The organism is Rhodococcus quanlei (assembly GCF_055231015.1).
On the sequence record NZ_JBUYWD010000003.1, the window covers coordinates 125,739 to 146,724 of the forward strand.

A 20,986-nucleotide genomic window follows, 5' to 3' on the forward strand; every position below is an offset into this window, starting at 1 on the left:
ACCCTGACATGATCGTTCGCACCACCGAAGAGATCACCGACACCGAACGCGACGTCTCCGCCGAGAACGGTAACTGGCGCAGCAAGCGCATCGTGCTGGGCGGCGACAAGGTCGGATTCTCGTTCCACGAAACCGTCATCAAGGCGGGCACGGTCAACGAGTTCCACTACGCCAATCACTACGAAGCAGTCTGGCTCGTAGAGGGCACCGGTAAGTTGGTCGACCTCGACAACGACAAGACCTACGATCTCGGCCCCGGTTCGATGTACCTGTTGAACGGCCACGAGCGCCATCGCGTGGAGCCGGAGACCGAAATGCGCATGCTGTGCGTGTTCAACCCGCCGGTCACCGGACGTGAGGTCCACGACGAGAACGGTGTCTACCCACTCATCGAGGAACCCGCGTAACGTCGGGGCATGTCCGCCACGACACCGATCGCACTCGGCCCCGCCCCGGATCCACTTCTCACCGAAGCAGTGGTCCGGGGCGGGGCCGTTGTTGCGCCGGTCGACTCGGCGGATGCACTGATCTGGGCGGGAGGTGTCGAAGACTTTCCGCGCACACTCCCCGGCCGAATCCGGTGGATTCAGCTGCCCGCGGCCGGCGTCGAGGACTGGTTCGACGCCCATCTGATTCCCGAGAATTCCCCGATCACGTGGACGTCGGCAGCCGGTGCGTTTTCGGCCACGGTCGCCGAACACGCACTCACGTTGCTTCTTGCTGGAGTACGCGCACTCCCCGCCCACCTGGCCGCGACCACATGGAGTCAACAAGAGCTGTTCCATCGTGTGGGTACCCTGCGCGGAACCATGGTTGCCGTGATCGGCGCAGGAGGAATCGGTAAGGCGCTCATCCCGATGCTTGCGGCGCTGGGCGCCAGCACCATTGCCATCAATCGATCGGGCAGTCCCGTGCCGGGCGCCGTCGAAACACTGCCCACCAACAGGCTGAACGAAGTGTGGTCGCGTGCGGACCATTTCGTGATTGCCGCGCCGGCGACCACCGCCACCTATCATTTGGTCGGTGCGCAGGAGTTCGCACAGATGAAGCCTGGCGCCTGGGTGGTGAACGTGGCTCGCGGCAGCCTGGTCGACACCGACGCACTCGTGGATGCGCTCCGCGACAACACGATCAGCGGAGCGGGATTGGACGTGACCGATCCCGAACCGCTCCCCGACGGGCATCCACTCTGGACACTGACCAACGTGATCGTCACACCACACGATTCGAATCCCCCTGCGGTACGTCCCCCCGCGTATGCGGAGCACGTGGCGCTCAATGTCGCACGGTTTGTCGCGGGCGAGCCACTCGCAGCACGAATCGACCCGGTTGTCGGGTACTGAAATCAACCTCGAGTCATGATCCTCGGTGCTCGATCAGCAACACGACAGCCGAGTGCCGACATCGGTCTTCTGCTGGACATGATGCGCGGCCGGAAGTCATGTGCCCTCACGGGAGCCGAGTTGTCCACAGATTCCGCGGAAGCCCTGATCTGACAGTGGTCAGAGCGAGACCAGGTCGTCGGCATGCACTACCGCTCGTTGCATCTCCGCCGGCAAGTCACGCGTCGAGCGACCACACATCTGCTCGATTTCGTGGGAGTCGTACGAGACCACTCCCCGTGCCACCGGGCGGTCGTGCGGTCCGACGAGCGCAACGACATCACCACAATAGAAGGTTCCTGTCACGGCCGTGACCCCGGCGGGAAGCAGTGACCTTCGCCCCTCCACAACGGCACGTACCGCACCGGCGTCGAGATGTACCGTGCCGCTCTCCTCCGCGGCATGCCGCACCCAGAACCGACGCGCAGACAACCTCGTCGGTCGTGCGGCGAACGCGGTGCCGACGTCGGCGCCGCTCAACGCGAACTCCGCCTCCGAGGCGGCAGCCAGTAGGACCGGGACGCCCGCATCCGCCGCCAAACGCGCAGCGGACAGTTTGGATGCCATGCCGCCCGTCCCGAGCGCACCCCCTGATCCGGCGACCACTCCGTCGAGGTCTTCTGGACTGTCCACCTCGCGAATCAGTTCTGCGCCGCCTTTGCGTGGATCGCCGTCGTACAGCCCGTCCACGTCCGAGAGCAGCACCAAGGCATCTGCCCCCACCAGATGTGCGACGAGAGCGGCGAGACGATCGTTGTCACCGAAACGCAGTTCGGTGGTGGCGACGGTGTCGTTCTCGTTCACCACGGCGACCGCATGTAGTGCCCGCAATCGGTCGAGCGTGCGTTGTGCATTCCGGTGCTGTGCGCGACGCGCGATGTCGTCGGCAGTCAGCAACACCTGGCCGACGGTGCGGTCGTACCGGGCGAACGAGGTACCCCACGCGTGGGCGAGCGCGAGTTGCCCGACGCTCGCCGCCGCCTGCTTCGTGGCGAGGTCACGCGGGCGCTTGGTGAGTCCCAGGGGAGCGAGCCCGGCACCTACCGCTCCGGAGGAGACGACGACGACGTCGGACCCCGCTCGCATCCGCGCCTCGATGGCGTCGGCAAGCCGATCCAATCGGCCCAGATCCAACCCCCCGACGAGACTCGTGATCGCAGACGATCCGATCTTGACCACGACGCTGTTCGCGGAGGCGACCGCGTCGCGTGTGGCGCTCATCGATCGTCGGCGTCGAGGCCCTCGAGACCGCGACGGATCCGATGTGCATGCTTGCGCTCGGCGGCGCCGATGCGGTCCACCTGATCGATCCGTGGGTCGGTTCCACGTCCTGTGCGTGTGAGGTCGACACCTGCGGGGGTCTGGGGTTCCCATTCGAAACTCACGTCGCCGATGGTGACGGAGCAACCCGGTTCGGCGCCGTGCTTGACGAGGGCATCCTCGACACCGAGTCGGGCCAGACGGTCGGCGAGGTAGCCGACGGCTTCGTCGTTGGAGAACTGTGTCTGCGCGACCCAGCGCTCGGGACGACGACCGCGGACGACGAAGCCACCGGGCACCTCGGGATCGGCGAACACCTCGAAGCCGGTCTCGTTCTGCGCGACGGGGCGAATGACCTGACGCTTGGGCTCGGCCTTCGGGTGCGCCTCTCGGTACTCCTTGACCATCGCTGCCAATGCGAAGGTCAGGGGACGCAATCCGTCTCGACTGACCGCCGAGATCGTGAACACCGGCCAGCCGCGTTCCTCGAGTTCGGGGGTGACCATTTCCGCGAGTTCGGCTCCCTCCGGAACATCGGCCTTGTTCAGGATGACGATGCGGGGACGATCGGCGAGATCACCGAGACCCGAGTCACCGGACAGTGCCGGTTTGTAGGCTGCGAGTTCGGCTTCGAGCGCGTCGATGTCGGAGATCGGGTCGCGGCCGGGTTCGAGCGTCGCACAGTCGACGACGTGCGCGAGGACCGCGCACCTCTCGAGATGCCGCAGAAAGTCCAGGCCCAGACCGCGCCCGTCACTCGCGCCGGGAATCAGACCAGGAACATCGGCAACGGTGAACGTCGTGTCGCCACTCGATACCACACCCAGGTTCGGAACCAGCGTCGTGAAGGGGTAGTCGGCGATCTTCGGTTTCGCCGCAGACAACACCGACACGAGCGACGACTTACCCGCCGACGGGAAACCCACCAACCCGACGTCCGCTACAGACTTGAGTTCGAGGACCAGGTCGCGTTCCACGCCTTCCTCGCCCAGCAACGCGAAACCGGGGGCTTTGCGCGCCCTCGACGCCAGCGCCGCATTACCGAGTCCACCTCGGCCACCTTGCGCAGCCTCGTATCGAGTGCCGACACCGACCAGGTCGGCGATCACACGCCCGTCCTTGTCGAGGAGAACGGTGCCATCGGGAACCTTCAAGACGAGATCGTCGCCCTGGGCACCATCCCGATTTCCGCCCATCCCCTGCTTGCCGTTGGTTGCCTTGGCATTGGGGTGAAAGTGGAAATCGAGGAGGGTGTGAACGTTTCGGTCGACTTCGAGGATCACGTCGCCGCCGCGCCCCCCGTTGCCACCGTCCGGACCACCGAGTGGCTTGAACTTCTCTCGGTGGACGGAGGCGCAACCATTGCCGCCTTTTCCAGCGCTGACGTGCAGCACAACGCGGTCAATGAATCGGGACATGACTGCCGGATCCTTCCTCAGTCAATAGTGCTCTGGTCGAAAGTCGCGACGATCGTCGTCGAGCGACCTGGTGTGAACAACGAACCTGATGAAACAACAATAGGGACGGACCGGGTATTTCGACCCTGGTCCGCCCCTATTGGAAGCGTGAAACACCCCTGGAGGGCGATGCGCACTTACGGCAGGCCTAGGCCTCGACCGCCACCGGAACGATGTTCACGGTCTTGCGTCCGCGCTTGGTGCCGAACTCGACTGCGCCTTCCGCGAGCGCGAACAGGGTGTCGTCGCCGCCACGGCCGACGTTGACGCCGGGGTGGAAGTGCGTTCCGCGCTGACGGACCAGGATCTCGCCTGCGCCGACTGCCTGACCACCGAAGCGCTTCACACCGAGGTGCTGGGCGTTCGAATCGCGACCGTTACGGGAGCTGGATGCACCCTTCTTATGTGCCATGTTATAGACCCTCCTCGGGTGAAATCAGCTGAAGAACGCTCTGACTACTTGATACCGGTGACCTTGAGGACAGTCAGCTTCTGCCTGTGCCCCTGGCGCTTGTGGTATCCGGTCTTGTTCTTGAACTTGTGAATGCGGATCTTCGGGCCCTTGGTGTGCTCGACAACCTCGCCGGTGACCGACACCTTGGCCAGCTTGGCGGCGTCGGTGGTCAGCTCGGAACCGTCGACGACGAGAACCGGAGCAAGCGAGACAGCAGTGCCGGGCTCACCCTCGATCTTCTCGACCTTGACGAGGTCACCAACAGCGACCTTGTACTGCTTTCCGCCGGTCTTGACGATCGCGTACGTTGCCATCGGAGGGCTACCCCTTGCTTCTTCGAACTTGCTCGCATCGCTGCCATGAGGCTGCGATGCGACTGGTCTGGTGTACTGGCCCCGCCAGCTTGCGCTCACGTGCAATCGAACACAGCGGAGCACTATCGCCGGGGAGCGACTGGTCAAGGTTACAGGACGGCAACCTGCTGGGACAAATTAGCTGCCGTCCCTCGCCTCAGTCGTCCGTGTCCACCGGCGGCCCGGCCGGCCGCGCCGCGGCGCGGCGACGGCGTGGACGCGACGGAACGGCCGGAGCAGGCGTGTCGACGACTGTACCTCCAGACGATTCCGCTTCGACCGCAGCCGTGGAGCCGGTGTCGGCCGTCTGTGCAGCTGCGGGAATCACGACGACCGTGCCCGACGACGCACCTGCACCGCCGGACGGCGCAGACGCAGCACGTGAAGCGCGGCGACTCCGACGGCGAGGCCTCTCTGGAGCGACCGCAACGGATGCCGACTCAGCCTTTTCGACCTCAGTCGAGTCCGGCCTGCGGACCTCGGGTGTCACCGGTCGGGCCTCTGCGGCCTCGGACGCCGGGGCCTCGGACGCCACCGCCTCGGCAACCTTCGACCTGGGGTCATCAGTCGACGTGTCGGCGGTCGACCTCTCCTGCTTCGGCGCCTCACCCGCCTTGGAATCGTCGTGCGCGTGGTGCGCCATTGCCAGTGCAACAGGGTGGGCGCGTTTGGCCGTCGCCTCCGCAGTCGAATCGGCGGCCTGTTCGTTCGACGACTGGCCGTTACCGGTTCCCTGGCCCGAAGTCTTGTCACTGGAGTTCTTGTCGGTCGAGCCCTTGTCGCGCCCACGCCGCTTTCGAGATCCGCCCGACGATCCGGATCGGGAACTCGAATCGTCCGTGGTCTTCACCTCGACGGGGTCGGCATGCACGATGATTCCGCGGCCGTGGCAGTGCTCGCAGTTGGTGGAGAACGCCTCCACCAGACCGGTACCCAGCTTCTTGCGTGTCATCTGAACGAGCCCGAGCGATGTCACTTCGGACACCTGGTGACGAGTCCGGTCACGCCCGAGCGATTCGGTGAGCCGACGAAGCACCAAGTCACGGTTGACTTCGAGCACCATGTCGATGAAGTCGACAACAATCATTCCGCCGATGTCACGCAACCGCATCTGCCGCACGATCTCCTCCGCGGCTTCGAGGTTGTTGCGTGTCACGGTCTCCTCGAGATTACCTCCCGCACCGGTGAACTTTCCGGTGTTGACGTCTACGACGGTCATCGCTTCGGTACGGTCGATCACCAGCGTGCCACCGGACGGCAGCCACACCTTGCGGTCGAGTGCCTTGCTCAGCTGCTCGTCGATGCGGTGCGTGACGAAAACGTCACCGCTCCCGTTGTCGGTGAATTGCTCGAGTCGCGGCAACAGGTCGGGCGCAACCGACTCGATGTACGCCTGGACCGTCGACCACGCTTTGTCACCCTCGATGACGAGCTTCGAGAAGTCCTCGTTGAACAGGTCGCGGATGACCTTCACCAGCAGGTCGGGCTCTTCGTAGAGCGCCTGCGGGTTGCCGGACTTTCCGGCGTCCGCCTTGGCTGCCTTGTCCTCTATGTCCGCCCACTGCTTCTGCAGACGCTGGACGTCACGAGACAGTTCCTCCTCGCTGACGCCCTCCGAGGCGGTGCGGATGATGACGCCCGCATCGGAAGGAACGACCTCGCGGAGGATCTCTTTGAGCCGCTTACGCTCGGTATCGGGCAACTTGCGGCTGATTCCGGTCGACGTGCCACCCGGCACGTACACCAAGAAGCGGCCGGCGAGACTGATCTGAGTGGTCAGACGCGCACCCTTGTGCCCGACCGGATCTTTGCTGACCTGCACCAGCACCATGTCGCCCGGCTTGAGTGCCTGTTCGATCTTGCGTGAATTACCGCCGAGACCGGCCGCCTCCCAGTTGACCTCGCCTGCGTACAGAACGCCGTTTCGCCCACGACCGATATCGATGAACGCAGCTTCCATGCTGGGCAGAACGTTCTGAACGCGGCCGAGGTACACGTTGCCGACCATCGACGAGGACGACGAAGTCGTCACGAAGTGCTCGACGAGAACGGAATCCTCGAGCACGGCAACCTGAGTCGTGGCGTGTGGCTGGCCGGTTCCCGCACGGTCCCTTACCACCATGACGCGATCGACGGACTCGCGGCGTGCAAGGAACTCCGACTCCGACAGTATCGGCGGCCTACGGCGGCCTGCGTCGCGTCCGTCGCGACGGCGTTGACGCTTCGCCTCGAGGCGCGTCGAACCGGTGATTCCCTGAACCTCGTCCTTGGAACGGTTCTTGTTCCGTGGTTCGCGTTCGTGAACGACGGTGTTCGGCGGATCGTCTTCCGATCCTGCAGCGGCCGACGAATCTCCACCCGACTTGCGACGGCGGCGGCGACGACGACGACGGCTGGTGCCCTCCCCTGCCTCTTCGGTGTCGTCCTTCTTGCCTGCGGTGCCGGCCTCGGCCTCTTCCTTGGCACTCTCGGTCTGGTCCGACTTGGACCGATCTGCTGCGCCGCCGGAAGTGGACTCGTCACCCTCCCGGTCGCTCCCGTCATCACTCTTGGAGTGGTCGCCCGAGCCGGATTCGGCCTTGGCGTCGGCGTCGTCCGCGTTCTGGTCGTTCTGTTCGCCGCGACCGCGACCACGACCACGACGGCCTCGGCGACGGCGTCGGGGCTGATCGTCTTCACTGTCTGTCCGGTCGGAATCGTTGTTGTCCGACTCACTCACCGAAACACCGTTGGCAGGCTCGCCGTCGGTGTCGGAGGGGATCTCCTCCGCACCCTGGTCTTCGGCGGTGTCCGGGGCAGCGGCTCCGCGCCGACTACGGCGGCGTCGCGGAGCTGCGGGAGCGGCAGTGGGATCCGGCTGCAGGAACAGGGGAACATCAGCGGCCGGTGCCGGCGCTGTGTTCTGTTCGGAGACCGCATCGGCCGACTCGCGGGAACTGCCCGAGTCGGGTTCACCCGGTGCGGGCGAGGTGAACAGCGAAGGCGCAGGGGTGGTCGGCCCCTCCGGCGCGGCGGCAGCGGGCACCTCCGGTGCTGGTGTGGCGTCCGCGGATGCCTCTGCCTCCGGCTCTGCATCCGGGCTGGTGGGCTCGGTAAGGGCAGTACGAATCTGCTCGGCTGCCTCTCGCACGACGCTCGAGTGGGCGCTGCGCAGCTCCGTACCGAGTTTCGCGGCCTCCGCCATGACCTGCTTGCTGGTAACCCCCAACAGCTTCGCCAGGGCGTGCGCACGGATCTTCGCAGGAAGCGCAGGAACATCGCTCCCGGCTGCAACCGAATTCGACTCCGAATTGGTGGGCGGCTCTAGTTCGGCCACGTAAGTCTCCTCAGCCCCCGGGCGCGTCCACTCCATGCGAAGTGTCACGCGGCCACACGAGGGCGCAGTATGTGTACTCGCACCCCATTTGTGAGCACGAGATTGTCTGGTCTCGCTCCACGCGACCGGCAGTGTCCGTTAGCACTGCACTCCACGTAGTGCCTGGCGGATGAACTTCGACCTCTCTGCGAGCGCCTGATCATCCAGCGTGCGTACCGTCCAGGAATCTCCCGTTGACGGTGCGCAGCGATGAAGGGCATCGCAGCAAGGTGCCATCCGGTCGGATACGCGTAATGCTCGAATTGCGGTCCGACCGCATTCAGTATCCCACACCCGCAAGGGCTGCCCTGACAACGGCGCACCGAATGTCATCGCATTTCATGAAGTTCGGTCCCGCTCACACCCCGCAAAGGGGTGAGCGGGACCGAAAGTGTCGAGGTCCAGGCGTGAGACGCCGAGGTTCAGCCCTGTGCAAGCTCCGGGAACCAGAGCGCGATTTCACGTGCCGCGGACTCCGGCGAGTCCGATCCGTGCACCAGATTCCGCTGGGTCTCGAGACCCAGGTCGCCGCGGATACTGCCGTTTGCAGCCTTCTCGACCGGGTCGGTGCCACCGGCCAACTGACGGAAAGCAGCGATTGCTCTGGGGCCTTCCAGCACCAGGGCAACCAGCGGTCCGGACGTGATGAAGTCCAGCAGACTCTGGTAGAACGGGCGCTCTGCATGCTCCGCGTAGTGACTTTCCGCCACGTTCAGCGGGGCAGTCTTCAGCTCGAGTGCTGCAATCGTCAGGCCTTTCCGCTCGATGCGAGAGAGGATCTCTCCTACATAGCCACGGGAAACGGCGTCGGGCTTGATCAGTACAAGGGTGCGCTCAGTCACGGCTGAGAGCCTAGAGGGTCAATCGCGTTGCCCGGGAAGCAGGCCTTGGTCCGACCGGCGGATAATATCTCGACGCAGGTAGATCAGGTATCCCCACACTCCAGCAAAGATCAGGCCCAACACACCGAGTGCCGGGTGGACCAGGAACCCGACGATCATCGCAGCCTGCAAGACCAGGTTGTAAGTCATTGCCCACGACCTCCCTTGCAGACCGGCGCCCAGCACCATCGCGAGGGCCAGGACTCCGATATAGCCGCCCGACAGCCAGGACAGACCTCCGCCGACGGTGGCCGCCACCGGTAGCGCCAGCAAAACCACGATGACTTCGAGAATCAAGGTACCGGCGCACACTCCGCGGAACCCCTTCCAGGGATCCTTGGCCGGAGGCCCGAAGTCTTCCGGTTTCTGCGACTCGCTCACGCCGGGTCCTTTCCGAAGAGGGTGCGGGCAGCGCCCGCGGTTACAACCGATCCCGTCACGACGACACCGGCACCGGATACCGACTCACCGGGGTCACCGACTTCCTCGGCCAGCCTGATCGCAGTCTCGAGCGCGTCGGCCAGATCTCCGGCAACCACGACGCGTTCGTCACCGAAACGAGCGACCGCACGATCGGACAGAGCTTCGACGTCCATGGCCCGGGGCGAGCCGTTGTTGGTGACCACGAGCTCGTCGAACACCGGCTCGAGGGCCGCGAGAATGCCATCCACATCCTTGTCACCCATCACGCTCACGACTCCCACCAACTTACGAAAGTCGAATTCCGCGGTGAGGGCGGCAGCGAGCGCTTTGGCGCCGTGCGGATTGTGTGCTGCATCGAGGAACACGGTCGGTGCGGTGCGCACTCGTTCGAGTCGACCAGGTGTGGTCACTGTTGCGAATGCCTCCCGGACAGCCTCGGCGTCGAGCTGCCGATCCGGCCCGGCGCCGAAGAACGCTTCCACTGCGGCGAGAGCGAGCGATGCGTTCCTCGCCTGATGCTCTCCGTGGAGCGGGAGGAACACGTCGGTGTACACGCCGCCGAGCCCTTGGAGCTCGAGCTGCTGACCGCCCACGGCAACCTGGCGGGCGAGAACTTTGAACTCGGCCCCCTCACGGGCGACTGCGGCCTCGGTTTCCACTGCGCGACGCAGCAGCACATCCATGACCTCGGGCGTCTGCTCCGCGAGGATCGCCACGGCCTCGATGGGGGCGAGCGGATCCTCGCGCGGCTTTTTGATGATCCCGGCCTTCTCGGCGGCGATCTCGGTCACGTCGTCGCCGAGAAGATCGGCGTGGTCGAGACCGATGGGGGTGATGACGGCGACCTGGGCGTCGATGACGTTGGTGGCGTCCCAACGGCCGCCGAGTCCGACCTCGACCACTGCGACGTCGACTGGGGCCTCCGCGAACGCGGCATACCCCATCGCGGTCAGCACCTCGAACTTGCTCATCGCAGGACCGCCGGCCTCGGCCGACTGCTGATCGACCATCTGGACGTACGGCTCGATCTCACGGTAGGTGTCGACATATGCCCGCGGTGTGACGGGCTTGCCGTCGATGCTGATCCGCTCCGTAGCCAATTGGAGGTGCGGGCTGGTGGTCCGCCCGGTGCGACGGTGCAGCCCCCGCATGAGCGCGTCGACCATCCGCGCCACGGACGTCTTGCCGTTGGTCCCGGTGATGTGGATCGACGGATACGTATCCTGTGGCGACCCGAGCACGTCCATCAGCGCAGAAATGCGAGTGAGCGACGGTTCCATTTTCGTTTCGGGCCAGCGCTTGTCGAGTTCGGCCTCCACCAGCGCCAGCTCCGCCATGTCTACGGGCGTTGCCGGCTCGTCGGGCACCGGTTCCGGAGTGCTCATACATCTCCCAATTCGGCGAGACGGGCGGAGATCCGCTCGATCTCTTCGTCCGCGACGTGTTTGCGGCTACGGATCTTCTCGACCACCGCCTCCGGCGCTTTCGCGAGGAATGCCTCATTGGACAGCTTCGCCTCGGTGCCGGCCAATTCCTTCTGCGCGGCCGCGAGGTCCTTCTCCAGACGCGCCTTCTCCGCGCCGAGGTCCACCGTGCCGGACGTGTCGAGCTCGACGGTGACCGTCGCCGTGGACAGGCGAACCTCCACCGACGCCGTCGCCGCGAAGCCCTCCCCCGGTTCGGTCAACTTCGCCAACGACGTAATGGCGGGCAGCTGAGCTTCGAGATCCGCGGCCGCCGTCCCGTGGACGAGCGCACCCACCTTCTGGGACGGCTTCAACCCCTGGTCACTACGGAATCGACGGACCTCGGTGACGAGCCGCTGCATGTCCTCGATGCGTTGTGCGGCAACCGGGTCCGGGGCGGCATCGCTGGCGCCGGGCCACTCGGCGACGACCACCGACTCACGGCCGGTGAGTACCTTCCACAGCGTTTCGGTGACGAATGGGATGGTCGGGTGCAGCAGGCGCAGCAGCGCATCGAGCACGTTCCCGAGCACGATCTTGGTGGTGTCGCCAACTGTGTCACCCTGCGCGAACTGCACCTTGGCGATTTCGAGGTACCAGTCGCAGACCTCGTCCCACGCGAAGTGGAACAGCGCCTCACAGGCTTTGCTGAATTCGTACCGGTCGAACGCGATGTCCACATCGGATCGCACCTGCTCGAGTCGGTCGAGAATCCAGCGATCGGCGTCGGTCAGCTGCGCGCGGTCGGGAAGACTTCCCGGTGCCGCACCGTTCATCAGTGCGAACTTCGTGGCGTTGAACAGTTTGTTCGCGAAGTTCCGCGACGATTGCGCGTGGTCCTCACCGACGGAGAGGTCGCTACCTGGGTTCGCGCCTCGGGCGAGAGTGAACCGAAGTGCGTCGGCACCGAAGCGGTCGACCCAGTCGAGGGGGTCGATTCCGTTGCCACGCGACTTCGACATCTTCTTGCCGAACTGGTCGCGGACCAATCCGTGCAGGAAGATGTCACGGAACGGCACCGAACCCTGCGCCGAGCCGTCACCGGCAACGTAGGTGCCGAACATCATCATCCGGGCCACCCAGAAGAACAGGATGTCGTAGCCGGTGACCAGGACACTGGTCGGGTAGAACTTCTCGAGTTCGGCGGTCTTGTCGGGCCAACCCATCGTCGAGAACGGCCACAGCCCCGACGAGAACCACGTGTCCAGCACGTCGGGGTCCTGTTCCCAGCCCTCGGGAACGGTGTCATCGGGTCCGAAGCACTCGACCTCACCGCCTGGCCCGTACCAGATCGGAATGCGGTGGCCCCACCACAGCTGACGTGAGATGCACCAGTCGTGCATGTCGTCGACCCAGTCGAACCAGCGCGGCTCTTGGCTGGTGGGGTGAATCACGGTGTCACCGTCGCGGACTGCGTCTCCCGCAGCCTTGGCCAGCGTGTCGACCTTCACCCACCACTGGAGCGACAGTCTGGGTTCGATCGATTCGCCGCTACGCTCGGAATGACCGACACTGTGCAGGTAGGGGCGCTTTTCTGCGACAACCCGCCCCTGCTCGGCGAGCGCCTCGCGAACCTTCACGCGCGCCTCGAACCGGTCCATGCCGTCGAACTGCGTTCCGGTGTCCGCGATCTTGCCGGTCTTGTCCATGATCGTGGGCATCGGCAGCTTGTGCCTCAGGCCCATCTCGAAATCGTTGGGATCGTGCGCTGGTGTGATCTTGACCGCGCCCGTTCCGAACTCCGGATCGACGTAGTCGTCGGCGATGATCGGGATCGCCCGTCCGGTGAAGGGGTGCTCGAGGGTGGTCCCGACCAGGTGCGCGTAACGCTCGTCCTCGGGGTGCACTGCGACTGCCGTGTCACCGAGCATGGTCTCGACTCGGGTGGTCGCGACGATCACGTGTGGCTCGTCGTCACGAAGTGAGCCGTATCGCAGCGAAACGAGCTCACCCTCGACGTCCTCGAACTTCACCTCGATGTCGGAGATGGCCGTCTGCAGGACCGGTGACCAGTTGACGAGTCGCTCCGCACGGTAGATCAGGCCCTGGTCGTACAGTCGTTTGAAGATGGTCTGCACAGCACGCGAGAGTCCGTCGTCCATGGTGAAGCGGTCACGGCTCCAGTCGACGCCGTCGCCGATGCGCCGCATCTGACCCTGAATCGTTCCGCCGGATTCGGCCTTCCACCGCCACACCTGGTCGACGAACGCCTCGCGTCCGAGATCTTCCTTCTTCTTCCCCTCGGCGGCAAGCTGCTTCTCCACCACCGATTGGGTGGCGATACCTGCGTGGTCCATGCCGGGCAACCACAACACCTCGAAGCCCTGCATTCGCTTGCGACGCGACAGCGCATCCATCAACGTGTGGTCGAGTGCGTGGCCCATGTGCAGGCTGCCGGTCACGTTGGGGGGCGGCAGCACGATCGAGTATCCGGGCTTGTCGCTGGCCGGATCGGCCACGAAGTAACCGGCATCGACCCAACCCTGATAGAGATCAGCCTCCACCGCGCTGGGGTCCCAGCTCTTCGGAAGGGCATCGGCCGGCGTCATGGGGTTCTCTGGAGCTGCACTGGTCACCCGACGAGTCTAATGAACGCCCGCAATGCAACGAACGCGGCGTTCTCGGATTGCGTCGCCGGTCACCTGTGTCCCTCGTGAATGGTGGCCACGAACTTCGCCCGCACTTCTGCGACATGTCGGTCGAGGTCCTCGATCTTCCAGTCGTCGGTGGGGATCGGTTCGAGCACGGTGACCTCGACTGTGCCGGGGTGCGCGACGAAGGAATTGCGCCACATCAGCTCGCCCGCGTTGTGGACGACAATGGGAACGATCGGCACGCCCGCCTCGATTGCGAGGTGAAAGCCTCCCTTCTTGAAGCGGCCCACCTTCGGAGTGGGAGTTCGGGTTCCCTCCGGTGCGATCACTATCGACACGCCCGATTTCAACTTTTGCACCGCCGGCTTCAACGCCGCTCTCGCCTTCGTACTGTTGGCGCGGTCGACATACGCGACGTCGAGAAGAACCCCGACCGGCACGAATCGGGGATCGCGTGCGGCCTCTTTCTTCGCCACGCCGGTCACGTCTCGACGAACCACGCTCCCGACCACCAGCATGTCGAGGGAGCTCTGGTGGTTGAACATGAACACCGCAGGCCGGTGTGACCATGCATTCTCCTTGCCGGTGACATGCACGTCGATCCCACAGATCGCGAGTGCAAGGTTCGGCCCGAATGTGCCGACCAGATTGGCGGCCCGCTGACGATCGCCGGTCAGCACACCCACTGCCGCCGCACCGGTGGCCGTGGCCAACAGGGCGCCGAGCGCGCCGGTGGTCCGCACGGTCGATGCGACCGAGGCGCTGTTCCCGGGCTCGCGCAGGCGCACGGTAGCCCATCCGCGCGCGCGTGCACGCGACGTCAGCTTCCGGTCCGGGTTGAGGGCAACCGGGTGTCCCACGGATTCGAGCATGGGAACGTCTTCGAAACCGTTGGAGTACGCGAAGGAACGATCCAGGTCACCACCGTGTTCGGTCGCGTAGGTGCGCACCGCGTCCGCCTTCGCCTGTCCCCACAACGGTGGCCCCGACAGCAGTCCGGTCACCATGCCGTCCACCACCTCCGGTGCCGTACACAGAATGTCATCGATATCGAGGTCGTCCGCCACGAAAAGTGCTTGATAGGGCGTCGCGGACGTGGCCATCACCACTCGATGTCCGGCCCTGCGGTGCGCGGCGAGAATCCCCCGAATCTCGGGGTAGATCATTCCCGCGATCTCCTGCCGGAAGAGGCGCAGCCCCCATTCGTTCAGTTCGTCGTCCAAGCGGCCCGCGAGACCCTTGACACCGATCTCCATGAGCCGATCGACGTCGGCACCTCGCAGCTGCGTGTCCATCGCGGCCCCTGTGGTCTGCAGCAGTTCCGACACGCCGATATCGAATCGTCGTAGCCGGTCCCGGTACACCACACTGGCCGAATATCCGCTGATGATCGTGCCGTCGAGGTCGAATGCCGCCACCGTCTCGGGACCGGGCGGTGCCGCCGCGATCGCTGCGTGAAGATCCGCGATGGGGGCGGTCACCGAGTGCCCTCCACCTTGGCGAGGCGCTCGTTTGCCAATGCCCTGATACGCCGGACCCGGGCCACCGTGGTCCGGATCTCTTGGACGAAGGCCCGGCGCCCCGCCCCGATGTCCAGGTCGTCGTTCCCGCTGGCCCCCTCGACCAAGCCCCGGTTTCTGGCGAGCTTCAGGGCTGTCGCGAACAATTCGTTCGAAATCGATTCTGTGCTGGCGATCTGCTGACGAAGCCGGTATTCCTCGGCGAGCTCGAGACAATCGGACATGAAGCGAGCCTCGTCGAACTCGCAGTCCACCGGACACCTCGACAACTGCTCTGCAACAACGAGATACGCCTCCAAGAATGGCTGTAGCACCCGGTGGGCCAAGTAGGGCGTCACAGCGGACAATGTTTTCTGTGCGATGTTCTCGCCCCTCAGCTGCTCCTCCCAGGCTGGGTTGATCAGCGATAATTCGGACCGCACCTGTTCCCGAAACTCTTCTTTCTCGCCGAAGAAGAACTCGAACTTCAGCAGATCGCGCAATCGCAGCGCCTCCGCCCACCCGTCTGCCCGCGGATCGGCGGGCGGGTGTTCTGTCGCCGCCATCAACGCCATTTCGGTGATCGCTCGTACGACGAGGAAGTGAATCGTGTTGTTGCGGTAGAACGCTGCAACCAGATGCTGATTGCGGCCCAGGTAGAACACGCGATCGTCGCCGGCGCCGAAACTTCGGAGGACACCCGAATCGAGGTGAGTCTGCACCGCAGTGCGAATGACCTGAGGATTGGTCAGATCGACATCGCCCGCGCTGGGTAGAGCTCGATCGGTGATGTAGGTGACCATCGGGCCGAGCATCGCCTGCAACTCCCCCACCGTCAGTGCACGATCCTCGATTCCGAGGAACGCCAGCATCACCAGCGACGATGCGGTGACGGGAGTAACCTCGTTGATCCGGTGACAGACTTCGAACGCCGTCTTCTGCACGGCAAGCCGCTGATTGCTTTCCTGCTGCAAGCGCTCGCCCAGCGAGAATGGTCGGCCGATCGACACGTGCGCCACCCCGCGGCGCTCACCCTGCGCACGTACGTATCCCATCAGCCAACGCAAACCCTCCTTGGTTTTCGCTTCTCCGTGCGCTTCGGCAGCCATTGCCGACACTTCGTAGAGTTGGTCATAGGTGATGGACACGGGCACGAGGTAGACGTCGCCGTCCGCACTGTCCTGCAATGCACGGGAAAGGTAGTTGAGCAGCCCGTAACGGGGTGGCCGCAGCTTCCCGGTGCGGCTACGGCCGCCCTCGATGTACCACTCGAGATTGAATCGCTTGCCGATCAGATAACGCATGTACTCGCACAGCGACCACTTGTAGATTTCGTCGCCGTCCATCTTGCGGCGAATGAACACCGTTCCGCTCCGTTTGCTGATCGGTCCGATCGGCCAGAAACTCACGTTCAGTCCGCCCATCACATGGTTGAGCGGAAGGTTGTTGGCCACCAGAGCGGGCCGCAGAACCAGGGGGTCGAGATACGAGCGGTGGCTGGGTAAGAACACCAACGAATGGTGTTCGTTCAGGCGCCTGAGTTCGTCGAAGCCCTTCGTATTCACGTCCAATCGATACGCTCTCGAAAAGTAGCGACCCAGCTGATCCCACACAGCTATCGCGCGACGGCTCTGCGTTGCGACCATCTCGGTCAGCGCGTCGCGGGCAACCGACGCAACCTGATCCGGTGCAGACTTCAGGCCCAGCGCCAACTCCTGCGTGCCGTCACGAAAGCGGCGACTCTCGGCAATATCGTCGACGACGAATCTGGCAACCTTGTACTGCTTGCCCAGCAGAGACCGCTCAGCACGCTCGAGAGCCAGGGCCGCCTGCCGGCGAATGAATCGTGGCAACGACCCCCCACCGCGCGCTTCGAGCCGATGCTCGAGATCACTCAACGGTGCTGCCTCACCCTCGAGTACCCGACAACGGTCCGGTTTCGCGCGCAGAAGTCGACGTTGGGAGGTGCGAGGTGGATGCAGGGGATCCCGATTCGACAGCACATCTCTGAAACGGTGATGACTGCCACCGTCGCGGTCCGGCATCCATACGACGCGCACCGGAGTCAGCAGCGGGTCACCACCGTCGCGTACCAGTTCGGCGAGTGCTTCGTCGGTGACCTGTACCACTCGTGGGGCAGGTCCGCCGCCAGTGCGACGGTCGCCGAGCCACCTGCTCATCACATCAGCTTCTGCACGCGACATCGATTCGGTGAGGTAGACGCGAGTGCGACCGGAGACGTCCTCCGTGGCGTGGACAGTCATCATTCACCCTTTCCGTCCGAGCTCGACCACCTCGTCGAGGCTTTCGTGAAGGCAATCCATGAACAGTGCGGGTTCGGTCACCGCCGCCGTATCGAGATTGACCCCGATACAACACACCCCCGCGTGGGAGACGAGCGTGGCCATCACCGCGCATCCGGGGACGGGACCGAACGGAAACATCCGCTCGATGCGGGCACCGGCGAGATACACCGGAACAGGCACGCCGGCCACATTGCTTGCCTGGAGGTCGATGGCTGTCGACTGTGACAGGTACCAACTCGCGAGTATCCGCGTCGGGACTCGGACCAACAACGGAGCGAGAAGGTCGAGGGCACCGAGAGCCGGTTCTTCGCGCAGTCCGAGAATGATCGCTCGCACTTTCTTCATGCGCTTTGCAGGATCGTGTGTGCCGACCGGCGCCGTGAATCGCGCGGCCGCAAAATGGTTGCCGCCCATACTGTCCGATGCAGATCGCATACTGATCGGCATGCCCACCGGAATCGACGCCACGGGCTTGCCCAATGTTTCGTGATACCGCGCGATCCCGCCGAGGAGGGCAGCGAGATAGGCGTCGTTGACCGAGCATCCGACTGCGTTTGCCGCAGCCTTCAGATCACCGAGTTCGACCTCCAGAGTGCCGAACCACCGGCCCAAACCTCTCGACGACATCAGTTGCGAGCCCCGAACCTGGTGTGGGGCCGCTATCCGGCGCAGCGAGTTCGCATACCCCCATACGTCGCCGGCGAACGACAAGGGTGCGGTGGCAGCAGCAGTTGCGGCCGGAACGAGACCGCGAGCGAATCCGCCCAACCTGGCCGACCCATCCCTGATTTCCCGTCCGATCTGCGCACCCCACACCGCGCCGGGAGTTGCCGACTCCGGCTCGGGCGGAGGCCGATCCGGTTTGTCGACCGTCGGCTCCGCACGGCGACTGTGCAGCAGGGTCATGAGCGCTATCCCGCCGAGACCGTCCGTCATGCTGTGGTGAGTTTTCACCACGTAGACGGCGCGTCCGTCGTCGAGACCTTCGATCAAGAGCGCATTCCACGGTGGACGAGCCTTGTCGAACGGCTCGGTCGCCAGGTGTCGGCACATCCGCAAGGCATGGTCGAACGTCGCCGGCTCGGGTAGCCGCACCCGGCGTAGGTGGAAGTCGAGATCGAACTCGGGGTCCACCGACCACACCGGATTCGCAATCCACGGGAGCGGATCGAGCACCCGCATCCTGATTCGCGGAACGATGTGAGACGCCCATTCGTGCGCCGCAACCAGACGGTCCCAGTCGGGCGCTCGGTCCAGTACGTCCACCGCCACTATCGGCGACCGCAGATGGGGGCGAACGTCCTCCATCCGCCACATCCCGGTTTCGAGGTCCGACATCGCGCGGTCCGCACCCCACGTCAGACCCGAAAGGTCGACGTCCACCGCACTCGGTGGCAGCAGTTGCTCGCCGTTGGACATGCGCGACCCCCTGATGGCGTAGGTGACTCACCTCACATTCTGTACCTCCCGCAACGAACTCGCACCCAACTTCGCCAACCGGACACTCAACCGAGAACCGACGGCATCGTCGCAGACTCACCCAACACGTGTTCCGAGAGGAACACCTCGACGACCTCGTACCAGACCTTCGTGTGTTGCGGCGCGAGTATCCAATGGTTCTCCTCCGGGAAGTACAGGAAACGGTGCACCGTCGACCCGTCGTGGTCAGCCGGTAGGCCGGACTCCGACAGCAACTCGTACCACAGGCGAAGCCCCTCACCGATCGGTACGCGATAGTCGCGGTCACCGTGAATCACGAGCATCGGTGTCGAGATGTCGGCAACGAACAAATGCGGCGAATTCTCCACCGCCATCTCGGGCGTCATCTCACGCTGCCAGTACCAGGCCGCATCCGTGGTGGGTCCGAACTGGTCCAGCGCCCACAGACTCGCGTGAGTGACGATTGCCCGGAACCGATCGGTGTGACCGGCAATCCAATTTGCCATGTAGCCGCCGAAGGATCCGCCCATCGCCGCGGTTCGTTTCTCATCGATCTCGGACAACGCCACCGCCGCATCGGTCAACGCCATCAGATCGGTGAACGGCGCACGCCCCCAGCGTCCCCACCCACGTTGCACGAACTCCTGGCCGTACCCGGTCGACAACGCCGGGTCCGGCAGCAACACGGCATATCCCTTCGCTACCAGCAACCACGGACACCAGCGCCATGACCAGGAATTCCATGATCCGAGCGGACCGCCGTGTATCCACAACAGCAGCGGCACGCGAGCGTGTGGGGTCGCACCGTTCGGGACAGCCAGCCAGCCTCGGAGCGGTGTTCCGTCGTACGCAACCGTCGTCACTTCCGTGAGTGTGCCCGGCAACTCGGGCACCGGGGCCGGTGAGCGAAGTTCGGTGACGTCTCCGGTGGTGAGATTCACCTTCACCGGGTACGGCGGCCGTTCGTATGACGTGCGCAGCGCGAACACACTCACTCCGTCCGGACTCATCTGTACATCGGTGTAGGCAGCGTCGTCTGTCGTGATCTGCTCGGGCGCCCCGCCGTCCCGAACCAGGAACATCGGCCCGCGCCCCCGGTCATCGGCAGTGATCACGAGCCCCGATCCGTCGGGCAGCCATGCCGCCGACGTCGGCCATCGGTCCCAGCCCTCGGCGACCTGGGTGATTTCGCCGGTGCCGAACCGAATCTGCTGCAGAGTGACCCGTGGGGCGAGGTCGGGGGTCGATGCCGATTCACGCGTGTACACCACCCGGGTGCCGTCCGGCGACACCACCGGATCCGTCAAGTCTGCGTTCTCCTCGTCGAGTAACATGGTTCGTTCACCGCTCTCGACGTCGATGCGTACCAGGATCGAACGCAACGATGCCAGCGGACCCGGCTTCGTCCACGAGGTCACGAGGAAGGTGCCGTCCGAGCTGAGGGAGAAGCTCGTCTCGCGCAGGGCGGCGCCGACGTCCGGGACAAGGTCTTTCGGTGTGGCCGTATCGGAATCAGCGGGCAGGTCGGCGGCCAGCAGGTGCGGGACCTCGGGGCCGAGATCGTGATCCCAATGCCGCACCGGGTAGGCGGAGTGCAGCAAGGCCGACACCTTCTTGTCCTTGCGCTCGTCACGTATCCGATCGTCGTCCTCGTCACCTGTCGCGGATGCCATCAGTGGTGCGGTCACCACGAATCGATCGGCGCGACGCGCGGTACGCACACCGGACACACCACCTTTGCGCTGGAGAACAGGCCAAGCTTCGCCCCCACCGGCCGACAGACACCACAGAGCGGTCGGCGGCTTGTCGTCCTCACCGGTAGGCCGTGCCGCCAAGAAGAGAAGATCCCCTCCGGCAGTGAATGCCGCCCCCGACTCCCCGGTACTCCCGCGGGTCAGTCTGCGAGGCTCCCGTTCTCCCGTGACGTCCACATCCCACAGTGCCGTCACGTATTTCGTGGACTCACCGTCGAGAACCGACTGTGCAACCACAAGTCGCTCACCGTCGGGTGACAGCACCAACCCGCTGAGGCGCCCGAGTTGCAGATAGTCGTCGATGTCGTCGAAGGGCGTACCGGCATGAAGTTCGGGAATCGAAGTCACAGATTGTTGGTATC

General features: G+C 64.5%; 15 protein-coding genes. 2 read left to right on the plus strand and 13 right to left on the minus strand.

Annotation, left to right across the window (positions count from 1 at the left end; translation table 11 throughout):
- Positions 1–8 precede the first annotated feature (8 nt).
- Together ACZI8Q_RS02445 and ACZI8Q_RS02450 are read left to right on the plus strand one after the other, a co-directional pair.
- Positions 9–407, plus strand: coding sequence for an ectoine synthase (locus ACZI8Q_RS02445; RefSeq protein ID WP_463371906.1), 399 nt, complete (start codon positions 9–11; stop codon positions 405–407).
- Between the two features lie 9 nt (positions 408–416).
- On the plus strand, positions 417–1,343 hold the full coding sequence (locus tag ACZI8Q_RS02450) for a D-isomer specific 2-hydroxyacid dehydrogenase family protein (protein ID WP_463371907.1): 927 nt from the start codon (positions 417–419) through the stop codon (positions 1,341–1,343).
- Between the two features lie 159 nt (positions 1,344–1,502).
- On the opposite strand, the gene proB is transcribed toward ACZI8Q_RS02450, so the two are convergent.
- From proB to ACZI8Q_RS02515, 13 genes are all read right to left on the minus strand, one after another.
- Positions 1,503–2,603: a glutamate 5-kinase gene (gene proB / locus ACZI8Q_RS02455; RefSeq protein WP_463371908.1), complete on the minus strand. Its 1,101-nt coding sequence runs from the start codon at positions 2,601–2,603 to the stop codon at positions 1,503–1,505.
- Positions 2,600–4,060, minus strand: a complete 1,461-nt coding sequence (obgE, locus tag ACZI8Q_RS02460; RefSeq protein WP_463371909.1) for a GTPase ObgE — start codon at positions 4,058–4,060, stop codon at positions 2,600–2,602. Before obgE ends, proB begins: the two co-directional genes overlap by 4 nt.
- A 187-nt stretch (positions 4,061–4,247) precedes the next feature.
- Positions 4,248–4,511 (minus strand): 50S ribosomal protein L27, encoded by a 264-nt coding sequence (gene rpmA, locus ACZI8Q_RS02465; protein ID WP_463371910.1) that lies wholly within the window; start codon positions 4,509–4,511, stop codon positions 4,248–4,250.
- 44 nt (positions 4,512–4,555) lie between these two features.
- Positions 4,556–4,867: a 50S ribosomal protein L21 gene (rplU, locus tag ACZI8Q_RS02470; RefSeq protein ID WP_378577566.1), complete on the minus strand. Its 312-nt coding sequence runs from the start codon at positions 4,865–4,867 to the stop codon at positions 4,556–4,558.
- 196 nt (positions 4,868–5,063) lie between these two features.
- Complete coding sequence (locus tag ACZI8Q_RS02475) at positions 5,064–8,222, minus strand: translation initiation factor IF-2 N-terminal domain-containing protein (RefSeq protein WP_463371911.1); 3,159 nt, start codon at positions 8,220–8,222, stop codon at positions 5,064–5,066.
- A 461-nt stretch (positions 8,223–8,683) separates the two neighbouring features.
- Complete coding sequence (ndk, locus tag ACZI8Q_RS02480; protein WP_463371912.1) at positions 8,684–9,103, minus strand: nucleoside-diphosphate kinase; 420 nt, start codon at positions 9,101–9,103, stop codon at positions 8,684–8,686.
- An 18-nt stretch (positions 9,104–9,121) separates the two neighbouring features.
- Positions 9,122–9,523: a DUF4233 domain-containing protein gene (locus tag ACZI8Q_RS02485; RefSeq protein ID WP_463371913.1), complete on the minus strand. Its 402-nt coding sequence runs from the start codon at positions 9,521–9,523 to the stop codon at positions 9,122–9,124.
- The gene (gene folC, locus ACZI8Q_RS02490) at positions 9,520–10,950 is read right to left on the minus strand and encodes a bifunctional tetrahydrofolate synthase/dihydrofolate synthase (protein WP_463371914.1); all 1,431 of its coding nucleotides are present in this window, start codon (positions 10,948–10,950) and stop codon (positions 9,520–9,522) included. Before folC ends, ACZI8Q_RS02485 begins: the two co-directional genes overlap by 4 nt.
- Entirely contained in the window at positions 10,947–13,580 is a 2,634-nt protein-coding gene (locus ACZI8Q_RS02495) for a valine--tRNA ligase (protein WP_463371937.1), read from the minus strand. The genes folC and ACZI8Q_RS02495 overlap by 4 nt, the downstream gene beginning before the upstream one ends.
- Positions 13,581–13,669: 89 nt before the next feature.
- Positions 13,670–15,106 carry an HAD-IB family hydrolase gene (locus ACZI8Q_RS02500; protein WP_463371915.1) on the minus strand — a complete coding sequence of 479 codons (1,437 nt, stop codon included), beginning with the start codon at positions 15,104–15,106 and terminating at the stop codon, positions 13,670–13,672.
- Entirely contained in the window at positions 15,103–17,391 is a 2,289-nt protein-coding gene (locus tag ACZI8Q_RS02505) for a glycerol-3-phosphate 1-O-acyltransferase (RefSeq protein WP_463371916.1), read from the minus strand. The genes ACZI8Q_RS02500 and ACZI8Q_RS02505 overlap by 4 nt, the downstream gene beginning before the upstream one ends.
- Positions 17,392–18,849, minus strand: coding sequence for a wax ester/triacylglycerol synthase domain-containing protein (locus ACZI8Q_RS02510; protein ID WP_463371917.1), 1,458 nt, complete (start codon positions 18,847–18,849; stop codon positions 17,392–17,394). It abuts the gene before it with no gap.
- An 86-nt stretch (positions 18,850–18,935) separates the two neighbouring features.
- Positions 18,936–20,972 carry a S9 family peptidase gene (locus ACZI8Q_RS02515; protein ID WP_463371918.1) on the minus strand — a complete coding sequence of 679 codons (2,037 nt, stop codon included), beginning with the start codon at positions 20,970–20,972 and terminating at the stop codon, positions 18,936–18,938.
- Positions 20,973–20,986 lie beyond the last annotated feature (14 nt).

Excerpts from the sequence above, each read along its gene's own strand:
- rpmA (WP_463371910.1), bottom strand. The coding sequence starts at position 4,511 with ATGGCACATAAGAAGGGTGCATCCAGCTCCCGTAACGGTCGCGATTCG.
- rplU (WP_378577566.1), bottom strand. The coding sequence starts at position 4,867 with ATGGCAACGTACGCGATCGTCAAGACCGGCGGAAAGCAGTACAAGGTC.
- ACZI8Q_RS02510 (WP_463371917.1), bottom strand. The coding sequence starts at position 18,849 with ATGTCCAACGGCGAGCAACTGCTGCCACCGAGTGCGGTGGACGTCGAC.
- proB (WP_463371908.1), bottom strand. The coding sequence starts at position 2,603 with ATGAGCGCCACACGCGACGCGGTCGCCTCCGCGAACAGCGTCGTGGTC.
- ACZI8Q_RS02495 (WP_463371937.1), bottom strand. The coding sequence starts at position 13,580 with ATGACGCCGGCCGATGCCCTTCCGAAGAGCTGGGACCCCAGCGCGGTG.
- folC (WP_463371914.1), bottom strand. The coding sequence starts at position 10,950 with ATGAGCACTCCGGAACCGGTGCCCGACGAGCCGGCAACGCCCGTAGAC.
- ACZI8Q_RS02505 (WP_463371916.1), bottom strand. The coding sequence starts at position 17,391 with ATGATGACTGTCCACGCCACGGAGGACGTCTCCGGTCGCACTCGCGTC.
- ACZI8Q_RS02445 (WP_463371906.1), top strand. The coding sequence starts at position 9 with ATGATCGTTCGCACCACCGAAGAGATCACCGACACCGAACGCGACGTC.
- ACZI8Q_RS02450 (WP_463371907.1), top strand. The coding sequence starts at position 417 with ATGTCCGCCACGACACCGATCGCACTCGGCCCCGCCCCGGATCCACTT.
- obgE (WP_463371909.1), bottom strand. The coding sequence starts at position 4,060 with ATGTCCCGATTCATTGACCGCGTTGTGCTGCACGTCAGCGCTGGAAAA.